Source organism: Thauera butanivorans, assembly GCF_048398245.1.
Classification (GTDB): Bacteria; Pseudomonadota; Gammaproteobacteria; order Burkholderiales; family Rhodocyclaceae; genus Thauera; species Thauera butanivorans.
This window is the reverse complement of record NZ_CP183038.1, coordinates 2978362-2991609: the sequence shown is the minus strand read 5'-3', so window position 1 is coordinate 2991609 and position 13248 is coordinate 2978362. Positions and strand designations below refer to the sequence as shown.

The following is a 13248-nucleotide window of genomic DNA, read 5'->3' as shown; positions in this document are numbered from 1 at the left end:
CGGGAGAGCATCATGCGCATTTCGTCCAACATGATCTACGACCGTGGCGTGGCCTCGATCCAGCAGCAATGGTCGAACATCCTGCAGACTTCGCAGCAGGTGGCCACCGGCCGCCGCGTGCTGACGCCGGCCGACGACCCGATCGCTTCGGCCCGCGCGCTCGAAATCGGCCAGACCCAGGCGGTCAACAAGCAGTTCTCGGTGAACATCGGCTACGCCGACGATGCGATGAAGCTGCTGGAAGCACGCCTGGATGGGGCCGGCGAAATCCTGCACTACGTGCGCACGCGCGCCGTGCAGGCCGGCAACGGCGACAGCACGATGAAGCCGGAAGACCTGCGTGCGCTGGCGGTCGACATGAAGGCGCAGTTCGAAGCCATGCTGGCGCTGGCCAACAGCCAGGACGGCATGGGCGAGTACATCTTCGGCGGCTATCGTTCGCAGGCACAGCCGTTCAACGGCAACCTGTCCGGCGTCAGCTATGCCGGGGACCAGGGCGAGCGCAGCATCCAGGTGTCGGCCTCGCGCTACATGCCGATCAGCCTGCCGGGCTCGGACGTGTTCGACCGCACGCTGACGCTCGACACCGACACGATCAAGATCCATGGCGCGATCGACAACGAGGGCAGCGCCGCACCCGCCCTGAGCGCAGTCGACCCGGCGGCGGTGAACCAGGCGTCGCGCTATCAGCTCCGCTTCGATGAGGCGACCGGCGAATACAGCGTCACGCGCCTCGGCCAGGATGGCAACGAAGTGCCGCCGGCGACCACGCTGACGCCGCCGAGCGCCACCATCGACGGCTTGACGCTGTCCCTGCCGACGGCCGACGTGGCCGATGGCGACGCCTTCGAAATCTACGTGCCGTCGACCAGCATGCTCAACAACATGGCCATGTTCGCCGTCGCGCTGGAAAAGCAGAACGGCGTGTCGGGCATGACCGGAGCGGTTGCGTTCGCGCTGGAAACCTTCGATGCCAGCCAGGAAAGCATCCTGAAAGCGCGCGCCCAGATCGGTTCGCAACTGACCGAAACCGAGGCGCTGGCCAATCTCGGCAGCGATCTGAACATCCAGTACGCCGCCACGCTGTCCGACCTGATGGACGTCGATTACGTCGATGCGATCTCGCGCCTGACCCAGCAGCAGACTTACCTGCAGGCGGCGCAGATGTCCTTCATGCGGGTGTCCGGCCTGTCGCTGTTCAACTACCTCAACTGAGTCCCGCCATGCCTGCCCGTTCCGCCCTGGCCCTCACTGCCGCCGCTGCGGTCGCGCTCGTCCTTGCCGGCTGCTCTTCGGCGTCCAGAATCTCGGCGCCCGAACAGGAAGAACAGGCATCGGCTCAGCCCTCCGGCCTGGAGCGGACCCGGGCGTGGGCCGGAGACCAGGGCGCCCCGGTGGCGGCGATCGCCGGCGGGCTGCTGATGCTGCGCGACTTGGAGATGCTGAAGGTCGAGTACCTGGCCGGTGCCCTGGTGGCTTTCGCGATCTACGATCCGCTGGCGCCGACCTGGCGGATCGAGGTGCGCGAATCCGGCGCCAGCCGCGTGCGGATGGCGCTGCGCATGAAGTCGCTGATCACCGGCGGCGACGGCGAGGCGCGCCAGGTCTTCCTGCGCAATGCGCGCGAGATGGTCGAGGCGGGCGGCTTCGCCGGCTACGAGATCGTGCATTACGAGGAAGGTGTCGAATCGACGCGGCCGTTCGCGCACCGCTACGCCAATGCCGAGATCCGGCTGCTGAGGTCGCAGATCTTTCCCGCGCTCTGAGCCGGGTGCGGGGGTCAGCGTGGCGGCACGGCCGGCGGCAGCGGAGCGAGCAGTTCGAGCATGTGGCCGATGTCGTCGAAGCCGCGTTCGAACAGGCTTTGCAGCACCGGCGCGAAGTTGGTCATGAACAGCAGCACGCCGATGAAGCCGGCGGTGAGCGTGACCGGGAAGCCCACCGCGAACAGGTTGAGCTGCGGTGCCGCGCGCGTCAGCACGCCGAGCGAGATGTTGGCCACCAGCAGGATGCCCAGCACCGGCAGCGACAGCAGCAGGCCGGTGGCGAAGACGGTGGCGCCGGCGCGGGCGATATAGCCCCAGCCCTGGGCCCGCACGACTTCGGCGCCGACCGGCAGCCATTCGAAGCTGCGCACCAGCACTTCGATCATCAGCAGGTGGCCGTTGACGGCGAGGAACAGCAGGGTGGCGATCAGGCTGAGGAAGTCGGACAGCACCGCGGTCTGGCCGCCGGCGTCGGGGTCGAAGAAGATGGCGAAGGACAGGCCCATCTGCATGCCGATCAGTGCGCCCGCGGTATCCACCGCGGCAAATACCAGCCGCATCATGAAGCCCACGGCGACGCCGATGAAGATCTGCTGGCCGAAGATCGCCAGCCCGATGCCCGAGTTCGGCGCCACCTCGGGCATCGGCGGCATCGCCGGCAGCAGCGCGATGCCCACGGCCAGGCCGGCGGCGAGGCGGACGCGGACCGGCATGCCGCGGTTGGAGAAGATCGGTGCGGCGGCGAACAGGCCGAGCAGCCGTGCCAGCGGGAAGGCCGCTGCGGCGAGCCAGGCGTCGAGCTGGGCGGCTGTTACGCTGAGCATCGGGCGGGGGCGGACCGTGGTTTCAGCCGATCATCGCCGGGATGGATTCGAACAGCTGGCGCATGAAGTCGGTCAGCACCGTGATCATCCACGGCCCGGCCAGCACCAGCGCGGCGAAGATGGCGACGAGCTTGGGCACGAAGGTCAGCGTCATCTCGTTGATCTGGGTCGCGGCCTGGAAGATGCTGATGATCAGGCCGGTGACGAGCGCGGCGAGGAACAGCGGCGCCGATACCATCAGGGTGATTTCGACGGCCTGGCGGCCGAGTTCGATGACGGTGGTGGGGGTCATGGCCGGTTTCTCCCGCTTGTTTGCGCTAGACCGCGAAGCTCTGCACCAGCGAGCCGATCAGCAGCGTCCAGCCGTCGACCAGCACGAACAGCATGATCTTGAACGGCAGCGACACGATCACCGGCGACATCATCATCATGCCCATCGACATCAGCACCGAGGCGACCACCATGTCGATGATGATGAAGGGGATGAAGACGATGAAGCCGATCTGGAAGGCGGTCTTGATTTCCGAGGTGACGAAGGCCGGGATGATGACGCGCATCGGCAGGTCTTCGGCCTTGTCGACCGGCGGCACCTTGGCCAGGCCGGCGAAGAGGTCGAGATCGGGCTCGCGCACCTGGGCCAGCATGAAAGTGCGCATCGGCACCGAGGCTCGCTGCAGGGCTTCGTCGAACTGGATCTGGCCTTCGGCCATCGGCAGGTAGGCATCGGTGTAGACGCGCTCGGCGACCGGCGCCATGATGAAGAAGCTCAGGAACAGCGCCAGGCCCAGCAGTACCTGGTTGGGCGGCGCGGTCTGCGTGCCCAGCGCCTGGCGCAGCAGCGAGAGCACGATGATGATGCGGGTGAAGCTGGTCATCATCAGCACCATTGCCGGGATGAAGCTCAGCAGCGTCATCAGCAGCAGCGTCTGGATGGTCAGGCTGTAGGTGGTGCCGCCGTCCGCTGTGGCCGTGCTGGTGACGGCGGGCAGGGCCTGGGCCTGGGCCGGCAGCGGCAGGCCGGCGAGGGTGAGCAGCAGCGCCAGTATCGCTGCCAGCCACAGCGCCGGCGCCAGGCGTGCGCGCAGCAGCGGCAGAGGATGGCGTTCAGCGGGCATCGCCGCGCTCCGTCACATGCTGTTCAGCCGCTTGCCGCTTCATGGCCTGCCCCAGCCAGGCCGAGAAATTCCGTGTCGGGCCGGATGAGGGCGGCTGCGCGCCATGCCGCGCTGCGAGCGGCAGATCTTCGGCCTTCATCTCATGCAGCCGGGTGACGCTGCCCGGCGCCACGCCGAGCACCAGCAACTGCTCGCCCAGGCGCACCAGCACCACCCGCTCGCGCGGCCCGACCGCGGCGGCACCCAGCACCTCGATCGCGGCGGCGGCACTGCCGCGCGGCGCGGCCAGGCGGCGGATCAGCCACAGGCAGCCGAGCAGCAGGGCGATGACCACGGCCAGGCCGGCCAGCATCTGGAACAGGCTGCCGGCAAGCTCGGTGGGGGCGCTGCCGGCTGCGGGCGTCGTCTGGGCCAGCGCATCGGCGGCGAAGGCGGGCAACAGGATCGGCAGAAGACGCGGGGGGATGGGGCGATGCACGGTGCTACGGCGTTCAGTGGCGGATCTTGCGCATGCGCTCGGCCGGACTGATGATGTCCGTCAGGCGGATGCCGAACTTGTCATTGACGACGACGACTTCGCCTTGCGCGATCAGCGTGCCGTTGACCAGCACGTCCATCGGCTCGCCGGCGAGACCGTCCAGCTCGACCACCGAGCCGTGCGCGAGCTGCAGCAGGTTGCGGATCGTCAGCTTGGTGCGCCCCAGCTCCACGGTGATCTGCACCGGGATGTCGAGGATCATGTCGAAGTCGTTGAGCGAGCCCTTACCGGGGCTGCCGGCGCCGAAATCCTCGAAGATCTGGCTGGCCGGGCGAGCCTGGTAGGGCGAATCGGCCATCGCCGCGGCGGCCAGTTCGGCGGCGACGCGGTCGGCCTCGCTGTCGCCGGACTGGCTGGCCTCGGTCGCCGCCTGTTCCTGCATCGCGGCGGCCCAATCGTCGTCGGTAATCTGGTTGTCGTCAGCCATTCTGGCCTCCAGCTAACAAGGGCGAAGGCTCTTCTTCCTGCGCGAGGAAGCGCTCCACCCGGATGGCGTATTGCCCGTTCTTGGTGCCCTGCCTGCATTCGAACACCGGCACGCCGTCGATCTCGGCCTGCAGCAGTTCGGGCACGTTCAGCGGAATCACGTCGCCGACCCGCATGTCGACGATGTCGCGCAGCGTGACGCGCGCGCTGCCGAGATTGCAGTACAGCTCGATGTCGGCCGAGCGCAGCTGGTGCGACAGCAGCTTGATCCAGCGCCGATCCGAGGTGATGTGGTCGCTCTGCATCGTCGAATACAGCAGGTCGCGGATCGGCTCCAGCATCGAGTACGGAAAGCAGATGTGCATCTCGGCCTGGGCGCCGCCGATCTCCAGCGAGAAGGTCGTCGAGATGACGATCTCGGAAGGTGTGGCGATGTTGGCGAACTGCGAGTTCATTTCCGAGCGCACGTACTCGAACTCGAGCTTGAACACCGGTGCCCAGGCCTTGGCGTATTCGGTGAACACCACCTCGAGCATGCCCTGGATGATGCGCTGCTCGGTCGGCGTGAAGTCGCGGCCTTCGACCCGGGTGTGGAAGCGCCCGTCGCCGCCGAACATGTTGTCGACGACGAGAAAGACCAGGTTCGGGTCGAAGACGATCAGCCCGGTGCCGCGCATCGGCTTGGCCGTGACCAGGTTGAGGTTGGTGGGCACGACCAGGTTGCGCACGAATTCGGCGTATTTCTGCACCTTGATCGTGCCGACGGAAACCTCGGTGTTGCGATGCACGTAGTTGAAGAAGCCGATGCGCAGGTAGCGCGCGAAGCGCTCGTTGATCAGCTCCATCGTGGGCATGCGCCCACGCACGATGCGCTCCTGCGTGCCCAGGTTGTAGGGGCGCACGCCTTCGGCCGCGTGTTCCTCGGCTTCGGGCTCGTCGGATTCTCCGGTCACGCCCCGCAGCAGGGCGTCAACTTCTTCCTGGGAGAGAAAATCCGAGGACATGGCGTTCGCGTCCGCTACTGGATGATGAAGGAGTTGAACAGCACGGCCTGGACCGGGCCGGTGGAGGTCGTGCGGCCGCGGGCGTCGGTCTGCACCGGGAAGCCGAGCGCGGCATTGGCCTCGTCGACGATGCTGGTCGCCAGCAGTTCGCGGCCTTCGGTGGTGAACAGCTCGGACGGCAGCCGGCTCGACAGCAGCAGGTTGATGCGGTGCCGGATCTCGGGCATGTAGCCCTTGAGCGCGTCGCCGGTCTTGGCATCGGCGACGCGCAGCACGATCACGGCCTGCAGGTAATGGTCGCCCTCGTCGCGGCGCAGGTTGACGGTGAAGGGGTCCAGCGGCACGAAAGTGGGGGGCTTGGACAGATCCACCGGCGGCGGTGCTGGGGGCTGGGCGGCGGCGGCTGCCGGCGCGGAGGCGCCGTCATCGCTGCTGCCCTTGTTCTTCAGCAGCAGCAGCGCGCCGATGCCGCCCGCGACGATGATCAGCAGCACCAGCAGCACGATGACGATGATGATGAGCAGCTTGCTCTTGCCCTTGGGGGCGGCTTCTCCGCCCGCCTCCGGTTTGGTTGGCGCCTTGGCCATGCGAATCTCCTGATATCTTGCCAAAATTATCGCGGAAGATCGCACGCCGCGAAGCGTGGAAAAGTGGGGCAGAGCAGCCCCAATTCAAGCGCTTCAGACGAAGGTGTCGACCATTCCGTCGTGTTGCTGCAGCCATGATGCGGGCTGGCCGCCGTCGGCCGCATCCGCGATCGTTCCGCTGCCGCCCGTGTGCCGGCCCTGTCCGCTGCCATTGCCGCCGCCGTCACGTCCAGCGCCACGGTCTTCCGAGGTGCTGACATCGGCCTGTCCCAGGCTGATGCCGGATTGCTGAAGTATCTCCCGCAAGCGCGGCAGCGCCTGCTCGAGTGCGTCACGCGCGGCCTGACTGGAGGCGACGAACTGCGCCGTGGTCTGGTCGCCGTTGAGCGAGATCGACACTTCGAGCTTGCCGATGTTGGGCGGCGTCAGCACCAGTTCGGCCTTGCTCTCCGCGCGGCCGATCATCCATCGCACCTGGTTGCCCACGTCCTCGGCCCAGGCTTGCCGGTTTGCCGGGGTGTGCACGGGCAACTGCGGCGTCGGCGCCTGGGCGGGAGCGTGGCGCAGCACGCCGAGCAGATTGGCGCCGTGATGCCCGCCCGTGGCCTGGCCGGGCTGCCGGGCCGCGATGTCGTCGTCCCCGGCCTTCAGGCTTGGGGTCGTGCCTGCCGCCTTGTCGGCGATGACTGCCGCGAGCGGCAATCGCCCCTGTGCCGCCTGGCCGGCGTCGATGCCGGCATCCGCCGGTTTCGGACTGCCTTTCGATGGCAGGCCGGCATTCTGCAGCGCTTTGCCGGCGCTGTCATCCGCGGCCGGTTCGGCGTCGGCTTCGCCGTCGTTCGCCGTGCCGGCCTGCAGGGCGGCAATCGCTGCCGGCAGGCCGGCAAGCGCGGCCGCCTCGGCGGTCGTATCTGCCGGCGCCTCGGCCGCTGCCGCCTGGTCGTTCCGTGAGGTGTCGGTATGTTCGCCCGTGGTTTCGCTGCCCTTGGCTGCCTCGTCCGGCTGCACGGCGTTTTCGGCGGGACGGGACTCGCCGGATTCGGCGGAGCGGGCCGCCGGGTCGGCAGGCTGTGCCCGGCCGTGTTCCGGTTCGCGCGTGGTGGTGCGCTGGGGATTGCGTTCGGCCTCGCGCGGCCGTGCCGGAGCGTCGTTCGCATGCGCGGGCTGGGCCGATGGGGGGCGCGAATCGCGCAACTGGTTCTGCAGCGTGCGGGAGAAGGATGGCAGTTGGGAAGGTGTCTGGGCAGGCGATTGCTGGCTGCCGGGGCCGATCAGCCCGGCAAGCGTCACCGGGTCGGACCACTTGCGAGCGGAATGGCCTTGCAGGCTCTGGGCCAGGCTGGGGGAAGAAAGGGTTGCGGACATGGTCTGGCGCCTCTGGAACAGGATGAGCAGGGCTTTCTACGCAAGAGCCGTGCCATGCAGGCGGACTGCCGGACGATCAGTCGTGGGCGCCGCCGTCGCCGTCCAGACGGGCGCGGCCGAGGCGTGCCGCGTGCTCGTCGGCCATCTTCTGCTCCTGGCGGGCCTCGATGCGGGCCAGGCCCGCCTGGTGGCGCTGCGACAAGGTGTCGAAGGCCTTGAGCTTGTTGCGCTGGGCGAGCCAGTGCTGCTGTCCCTGCGCGGTCAACTGCTGCGACTGTTCCGCCAGCTTGCGCTGCGCGAGGATGGCTTCATCCAGGCGGGTGATGAAAGCGCCATAGTTGCGCCAGGCGTCCGGGCTGAGGCCTTCGCGTGCGGCTTCGACGAAGCGGTCGTTGTACTCGCGCCGATAGTCCTCGAGCATCTGCAGCTTCTGCGCCACGTCGCGCTCGGCCGCGACCAGTTCGCCCAGCTGGCGGGCGGCTTCGTCGGTGCGGGTCTGGGCGAGGTCGAGCAGGGGCTGGAGGTGGAAGCGGGGACTCATGGGGATGGCTGTGTCGTTCGCGTGCCCCGGCGGCGGAGAGAGGGGCGCCGGCAGTCTAAGCGCCGTATGCCGCAGGCGTGCCGTGTGTTCGGCTGCCGCTCGTGCAAAATGTCACACTCAGGCCGAAAATGCCTGTGCCAGCTTCTGCAGGGCGCCGTCGTAGGATTCGCGCTCGTTGATGCCTTGCTGCAGGAAGGCCTCCAGCCTGGGGTAGAGCTGCACCGCGGTGTCCAGCACCGGGTCGCCGCCCGGCTGGTAGGCGCCGACCGCGATCAGGTCGCGCGAGCGCTGATAGCGCGAGAAGAACTGCTTGAACTGGCGCACGACGGCGAAATGCTCGTCGCCGACCAGGCCGTGCATCGCGCGCGAGATCGACTGCTCGATGTCGATCGCGGGGTAGTGGCCCTGGTCGGCGAGGCTGCGCGACAGCACGAAGTGGCCGTCGAGGATGGCGCGCGCGGAGTCGGCGATGGGATCCTGCTGGTCGTCGCCTTCGGCCAGCACGGTATAGAAAGCGGTGATCGAGCCGCCTCCTTCGGGGCCGTTGCCGGCGCGCTCGACCAGCGCCGGCAGGCGGGCGAACACGCTCGGCGGATAGCCGCGGGTGACCGGGGGTTCGCCGATCGCCAGGGCGATCTCGCGCTGCGCCATCGCGTAGCGCGTCAGCGAATCCATGATCAGCAGCACCTGCTTGCCCTGGTCGCGGAAGTATTCCGCCACCGTGGTCGCGTAGGCCGCGCCCTGCATCCGCATCAGCGGGCTGGTGTCGGCGGGCGCGGCCACCACCACCGAGCGCGCCAGGCCTTCCGGGCCGAGGCTCTGGTCGATGAATTCCTTGACTTCGCGGCCCCGTTCGCCGATCAGGCCGACGACGATGACGTCCGCCGAGGTGTAGCGCGCCATCATGCCGATCAGTACCGACTTGCCGACCCCGGAGCCGGCGAACAGGCCCAGGCGCTGGCCGCGGCCGACGGTCAGCAGGGCGTTGATCGCACGGATGCCGACGTCCAGCGGCTGCTCGATCGGTGCGCGCGACAGCGGGTTGATCGCGCGTCCCTGCAGCGAGCGTGTTTCCTGCGTGGCGAGCGGCCCGGCGCCGTCGAGCGGCCGGCCGGCGCCATCGACGACGCGGCCGAGCAGGGCGTCGCCCACCGGCAGGTGCTTGGCGCGGTCGGCGGCGCGGCGGCGCGGGCCGATGCGCTTGCCCGGCACCAGCCGCGGCATGCCGACTTCCATCGGCAGCACGCGGGCGCCGGGTGCCAGGCCGAAGACGTCGTCGGTCGGCATCATGAACAGCTTTTCGCCGCTGAAGCCGACGACTTCGGCTTCGACCGAGCCGCCGCCCGGGATCAGGATCCGGCAGCCGGAACCCAGCGGCAGCTTGAGTCCGGCCGCTTCCATGACGAGGCCGTTGATGCGGGTGAGCCGGCCCGAGATCTCGAAGGCGCTGGTGTCCCTGACCAGGCGGCGGCCGTCGGCGAGGAAGTCGCGCCACAGATCGCTGCCGTGCTTCATGCGGCAGCGTCCGGTGTGCCGCTTGCCGGCCGATCCGGATCGGCGGGGGAGAAGCGCATGTGTTCGCGCCCGAGCGATTCGAGCACGCGCCGCCAGCGGGTCTCCAGCGTGGCGTCGAGCTGCGCGCCCTGGGTGTCGATGCGGCACTCGCCGCGCTGCAGGTCGAAATCTTCCTGCAGGCGGTGGCCGGCTTGCGCGAGCTGTTCGCCCAGGTTGTCACGCACCAGCGCCAGGTCGTCCGGATGCAGCCGGATCTGCGCGTTACCCTGCGGCAACTGCTGCAGGGCGATGCGGATGGTGTCGAGCACGGTCTCGGGGTGGAGGCGCAGGGTGTGGTGGACCATCTGCCGGGCCAGCTCGATGGCGAGCGCCATCAGCTCCTCGGCCACTTCGCGGTCGATTTCGGCCAGCGACTGCTCGAGCCGCTCGGCCAGCGCCAGCACGCGCGCGGCTTCGGCTTCGGTTCTCGCCTTGCCTTCCTCATAGCCCTTGCGTTCGCCTTCGGCCGTACCCGCCGCCAGCCCGGCTTCGTGGCCTTCGCGCCAGCCTTCCTCGCGCGCGGCATTGCGGATTTCCTCGTGCATGCGCTCGATTTCCTCCGCCGTGGGCAGCTTCAGATCGGGCGGCAGGCTGTAGGCCGGCTCGGGTGCGTCGGGAACGGCTTCGGGCTCGGCCGCGGCAGTGGCGTCGGCGCCTGCCGGGGGAGGGGGCGCTTCCCGCGCGTCGAAATCCTCCGGCGTCCAGCGCCGGTACGCGCCCACGGCCTGGTGGCGGGAAATGCTCACGAAATGCTCCCGGGCCGTATCGAGAGCGGCGGCAGCTTAGACGAAGCCATCGTCGCCTCCCTTGCCCGCCATCATGACCTGGCCTTCCTCCGCCAGGCGGCGGACGATCTTGAGGATTTCCTTCTGCTCGGCCTCGACTTCGGACAGGCGGACCGGGCCGCGGGATTCGAGATCCTCGCGCAGCATCTCGGCCGCGCGGCTCGACATGTTCTTGAAGATCTTCTCGCGCAGCTCCGGCTGCGCGCCCTTGAGGGCGACGATCAGCGAATCGGACTGGACTTCGCGCAGCACGGTCTGGATGCCGCGGTCGTCGATGTCGAGCAGATTCTCGAACACGAACATCTCGTCGAGGATCTTCTGCGCCAGTTCGGGATCGTATTCGCGCACGTTGTCGATGATGCTGGTCTCGTAGGTCGAGCCGACGAAGTTGAGTATCTCCGCGGCATGGTGCACGCCGCCCATCGAGGCCTTCTTCACCGTCGATGCGCCGGCCAGCATGCGCGTCAGCGAATCGTTCAGTTCGCGCAGCGCGGCAGGCTGCACGCCGTCGAGCGTGGCGATGCGCAGTACCACGTCGTTGCGCAGGCGTTCGTTGAAATGCGTCAGGATCTCGCCGGCCTGGTCGAATTCGAGGTGGACCAGGATGGTGGCGATGATCTGCGGATGCTCGTTCTTGATCAGGTCGGCGGCGGTGCCGGCGTCCATCCACTTCAGGCTCTCGATGCCGGCGGTGTCCGAGCCCTGGATCATGCGTGCGAGCAGGTGGCTGGCGCGCTCGTCGCCCAGCGCCTTGGTCAGCATCAGGCGCAATTGCTCCTCGTCCGATTCGATCAGTGCGCCCTTGGCGAAATGCTCGATCATTTCCTCCAGCAGCGGTTCGACCTTGCTGCGCGACTGCGGCGGCATGCTCGCCATCTTCATGCCGAGACGCTGCACTTCGCGCGGGCCGAGGTGCTTCAGCACCTCGGCCGCTTCGTCGGCGCCGAGCGTCATCAGCAGCAGGGCAGCTTTTTCCAGGCCTTCTTCGGGTGTCGTCACTTGCGGCCCTCCTCGGCCACGCCCAGCCATTCCTTGACCAGATTGGCGACGGTCTTGGGATCGTCGCGGGCCAGCTCGCGGGCGCGGGCGAGGCGGCCTTCGTAGCTGTCGGCTTCATCCTCGCCCGACAGCGACACGACCACGCCGTCCTCGTCTTCGTCGCCGCCCACGCCACCCTGGCCGCCCTGGCCCGGTTCGGCCTGGGCATCCTTGGCCGGCTTCTCCTTCGGCGGTATCACCGTGCGCAGCAGCGGGCGCAGCACGCCGAAGTAGGCGAGCAGGATCGCGATCAGGATCAGCAGCCAGTTCAGCCCTTCGCGGCCGAGCTCGACCATTTCCGGATCCTTCCACAGCGGCGGCGCGGCGTCGTCGGTGTCGCGGGCAAAGGCGTTGTTGGCGACGTTGATCGAGTCGCCCCGGTCGGCGTTGTAGCCGACGGCTTCGCGCACGACGTTGGTGATGCGGGCGATTTCCTCGTCGGTCAGCGGCACCCGGGTCGGCTTGCCGTCCGGGCCGGGCATGCTGCGGTTGTTGACGACCACCGCCACCGACAGGCGCTTGATCTGGCCGACCGCCTGCTTGATGTGCTGGATGCTGCGGTCGACTTCGTAGTTGAGCACCGCGCTGCGGTTGCTGCTGATCACGCCCTGCGAGCCCTGCTGGCCTGCGCCGACCGGCGGCACGCTGAGCGGCGCGGTGGCCGGTACCGGCGGCTGGTTGGTGAGCGCGCCGGGAATGCCTTGCGGCCCCTGCAGCGGGTTGATGGTCTCGGTGGTCTGCTGGCTGCGGATTGCCTGGTCGGGCGAAGGGTTGGGCTTGTAGGTCTCGGCGGTCTGCTCGACCTGGTTGAAATCGACGGCGGCGGTGACCTGGGCGCGGAAGTTGTCCTTGCCGAACAGCGGCACCAGGATGTTGTCGATGCGCTCGATCAGGCCTTCCTCGACCATCCGCACGTACTGCAGCTGGTTGGCGTTGAGGCCGGCGCGCATCAGCGGGTCGGCCCGTTCGGTCAGCAGCTTGCCGCTCTGGTCGATGATCTTGACGCCTTCGGCGGTCATGCGCGGCACGCTGGACGACACCAGATGCACGATGCCGGCGACCTGGTTCTCGTCCAGGATGCGCCCCGGGCGCAGGTTCACCATCACCGACGCGGTCGGCTTCTGGTCGTCGCGCAGGAAGGCGGTCTGCTTGGGCATCGCCAGATGCACGCGGGCGCTGTCGACCGCCGAGATCGACTGCACGGTGCGCGACAGCTCGCCTTCGAGCGCGCGCTGGTAATTGACCTGTTCGTTGAACTGCGAGATGCCAAGTTTCTGCCCATCCATCAGCTCGAAGCCCGCCAGCCCGCCCTTGGGCAGGCCGGCCGCAGCCAGGCGCAGGCGGGTTTCGTGCACCTGCGCGCTGGGCACCAGGATCGCATTGCCGGTGGACGACATCCGGTAGGGCACGTTCTGCTGCTGCAGCGTGGCGATGACCTGGCCGCCGTCGCGCTCGTCGAGGTTGGAGTACAGCACCGCGTAGTCGGGCGGACGGTTCCACATCAGCAGGGCTGCGATCAGCGCGATCGTCAGCGCGAGCGCGGCCGCAGCGGCGATCTTCTGCTGCTGCGTCAGCGCCTTGACGTTCTCCAGCGCCTGCTGCAGGCGAGAGGGTTCGGTGGGCTCGGCAGGCCCGGTATTCGGTGCGTTCCCTGCGGGCGCCCCACCAATGGGCATCTCGGCAGTGTTCTCGGCAGCGGCCATGA

15 protein-coding genes are annotated in these 13248 nt (G+C 68.2%); 2 read left to right on the top strand and 13 right to left on the bottom strand.

Annotation, left to right across the window (positions count from 1 at the left end):
• Nucleotides 1–12 precede the first annotated feature (12 nt).
• Both flgL and ACNQFN_RS14470 read left to right on the top strand, forming a co-directional pair.
• Complete coding sequence (gene flgL, locus ACNQFN_RS14475) at nt 13–1215, top strand: flagellar hook-associated protein FlgL (protein WP_418646837.1); 1203 nt, start codon at nt 13–15, stop codon at nt 1213–1215.
• Nucleotides 1216–1223: 8 nt separating this feature from the next.
• Complete coding sequence (locus ACNQFN_RS14470; protein WP_418646836.1) at nt 1224–1766, top strand: hypothetical protein; 543 nt, start codon at nt 1224–1226, stop codon at nt 1764–1766.
• A 14-nt stretch (nt 1767–1780) separates the two neighbouring features.
• Here ACNQFN_RS14470 and fliR read toward each other — a convergent pair whose 3' ends face one another.
• The 13 genes from fliR to fliF form a co-directional block, all read right to left on the bottom strand.
• A complete protein-coding gene (fliR, locus tag ACNQFN_RS14465) occupies nt 1781–2590 on the bottom strand; it encodes a flagellar biosynthetic protein FliR (protein ID WP_418646835.1) in 810 nt (269 codons plus the stop codon).
• A gap of 22 nt (nt 2591–2612) precedes the next feature.
• On the bottom strand, nt 2613–2882 hold the full coding sequence (gene fliQ / locus ACNQFN_RS14460) for a flagellar biosynthesis protein FliQ (RefSeq protein ID WP_068636391.1): 270 nt from the start codon (nt 2880–2882) through the stop codon (nt 2613–2615).
• Nucleotides 2883–2907: 25 nt separating this feature from the next.
• Nucleotides 2908–3705 carry a flagellar type III secretion system pore protein FliP gene (fliP, locus tag ACNQFN_RS14455; RefSeq protein ID WP_088178859.1) on the bottom strand — a complete coding sequence of 266 codons (798 nt, stop codon included), beginning with the start codon at nt 3703–3705 and terminating at the stop codon, nt 2908–2910.
• A complete protein-coding gene (gene fliO / locus ACNQFN_RS14450) occupies nt 3695–4183 on the bottom strand; it encodes a flagellar biosynthetic protein FliO (RefSeq protein WP_418646834.1) in 489 nt (162 codons plus the stop codon). Before fliO ends, fliP begins: the two co-directional genes overlap by 11 nt.
• 13 nt (nt 4184–4196) lie before the next feature.
• On the bottom strand, nt 4197–4670 hold the full coding sequence (gene fliN / locus ACNQFN_RS14445) for a flagellar motor switch protein FliN (protein ID WP_068636390.1): 474 nt from the start codon (nt 4668–4670) through the stop codon (nt 4197–4199).
• On the bottom strand, nt 4663–5673 hold the full coding sequence (gene fliM / locus ACNQFN_RS14440; RefSeq protein ID WP_068636389.1) for a flagellar motor switch protein FliM: 1011 nt from the start codon (nt 5671–5673) through the stop codon (nt 4663–4665). Before fliM ends, fliN begins: the two co-directional genes overlap by 8 nt.
• A gap of 14 nt (nt 5674–5687) precedes the next feature.
• Complete coding sequence (locus ACNQFN_RS14435; protein ID WP_068636388.1) at nt 5688–6260, bottom strand: flagellar basal body-associated FliL family protein; 573 nt, start codon at nt 6258–6260, stop codon at nt 5688–5690.
• Between the two features lie 93 nt (nt 6261–6353).
• The gene (locus ACNQFN_RS14430; protein WP_418646833.1) at nt 6354–7625 is read right to left on the bottom strand and encodes a flagellar hook-length control protein FliK; all 1272 of its coding nucleotides are present in this window, start codon (nt 7623–7625) and stop codon (nt 6354–6356) included.
• Nucleotides 7626–7701: 76 nt separating this feature from the next.
• The gene (gene fliJ, locus ACNQFN_RS14425; protein ID WP_068636386.1) at nt 7702–8166 is read right to left on the bottom strand and encodes a flagellar export protein FliJ; all 465 of its coding nucleotides are present in this window, start codon (nt 8164–8166) and stop codon (nt 7702–7704) included.
• Nucleotides 8167–8283: 117 nt separating this feature from the next.
• Entirely contained in the window at nt 8284–9681 is a 1398-nt protein-coding gene (gene fliI / locus ACNQFN_RS14420) for a flagellar protein export ATPase FliI (protein ID WP_418646832.1), read from the bottom strand.
• Complete coding sequence (locus tag ACNQFN_RS14415) at nt 9678–10466, bottom strand: flagellar assembly protein FliH (protein WP_418646831.1); 789 nt, start codon at nt 10464–10466, stop codon at nt 9678–9680. The genes fliI and ACNQFN_RS14415 overlap by 4 nt, the downstream gene beginning before the upstream one ends.
• Nucleotides 10467–10502: 36 nt before the next feature.
• On the bottom strand, nt 10503–11504 hold the full coding sequence (fliG, locus tag ACNQFN_RS14410; protein WP_068636383.1) for a flagellar motor switch protein FliG: 1002 nt from the start codon (nt 11502–11504) through the stop codon (nt 10503–10505).
• Entirely contained in the window at nt 11501–13246 is a 1746-nt protein-coding gene (gene fliF / locus ACNQFN_RS14405; RefSeq protein WP_068636382.1) for a flagellar basal-body MS-ring/collar protein FliF, read from the bottom strand. Before fliF ends, fliG begins: the two co-directional genes overlap by 4 nt.
• Nucleotides 13247–13248: the final 2 nt, after the last annotated feature.

What these genes read in the sequence shown, in the direction of transcription:
- flgL (WP_418646837.1), top strand. Translation starts at nt 13, where the DNA reads ATGCGCATTTCGTCCAACATGATCTACGACCGTGGCGTGGCCTCGATC.
- fliF (WP_068636382.1), bottom strand. Translation starts at nt 13,246, where the DNA reads ATGGCCGCTGCCGAGAACACTGCCGAGATGCCCATTGGTGGGGCGCCC.
- fliM (WP_068636389.1), bottom strand. Translation starts at nt 5,673, where the DNA reads ATGTCCTCGGATTTTCTCTCCCAGGAAGAAGTTGACGCCCTGCTGCGG.
- fliP (WP_088178859.1), bottom strand. Translation starts at nt 3,705, where the DNA reads ATGCCCGCTGAACGCCATCCTCTGCCGCTGCTGCGCGCACGCCTGGCG.
- ACNQFN_RS14435 (WP_068636388.1), bottom strand. Translation starts at nt 6,260, where the DNA reads ATGGCCAAGGCGCCAACCAAACCGGAGGCGGGCGGAGAAGCCGCCCCC.
- ACNQFN_RS14470 (WP_418646836.1), top strand. Translation starts at nt 1,224, where the DNA reads ATGCCTGCCCGTTCCGCCCTGGCCCTCACTGCCGCCGCTGCGGTCGCG.
- fliJ (WP_068636386.1), bottom strand. Translation starts at nt 8,166, where the DNA reads ATGAGTCCCCGCTTCCACCTCCAGCCCCTGCTCGACCTCGCCCAGACC.
- fliR (WP_418646835.1), bottom strand. Translation starts at nt 2,590, where the DNA reads ATGCTCAGCGTAACAGCCGCCCAGCTCGACGCCTGGCTCGCCGCAGCG.
- fliQ (WP_068636391.1), bottom strand. Translation starts at nt 2,882, where the DNA reads ATGACCCCCACCACCGTCATCGAACTCGGCCGCCAGGCCGTCGAAATC.
- fliN (WP_068636390.1), bottom strand. Translation starts at nt 4,670, where the DNA reads ATGGCTGACGACAACCAGATTACCGACGACGATTGGGCCGCCGCGATG.
- fliI (WP_418646832.1), bottom strand. Translation starts at nt 9,681, where the DNA reads ATGAAGCACGGCAGCGATCTGTGGCGCGACTTCCTCGCCGACGGCCGC.
- ACNQFN_RS14430 (WP_418646833.1), bottom strand. Translation starts at nt 7,625, where the DNA reads ATGTCCGCAACCCTTTCTTCCCCCAGCCTGGCCCAGAGCCTGCAAGGC.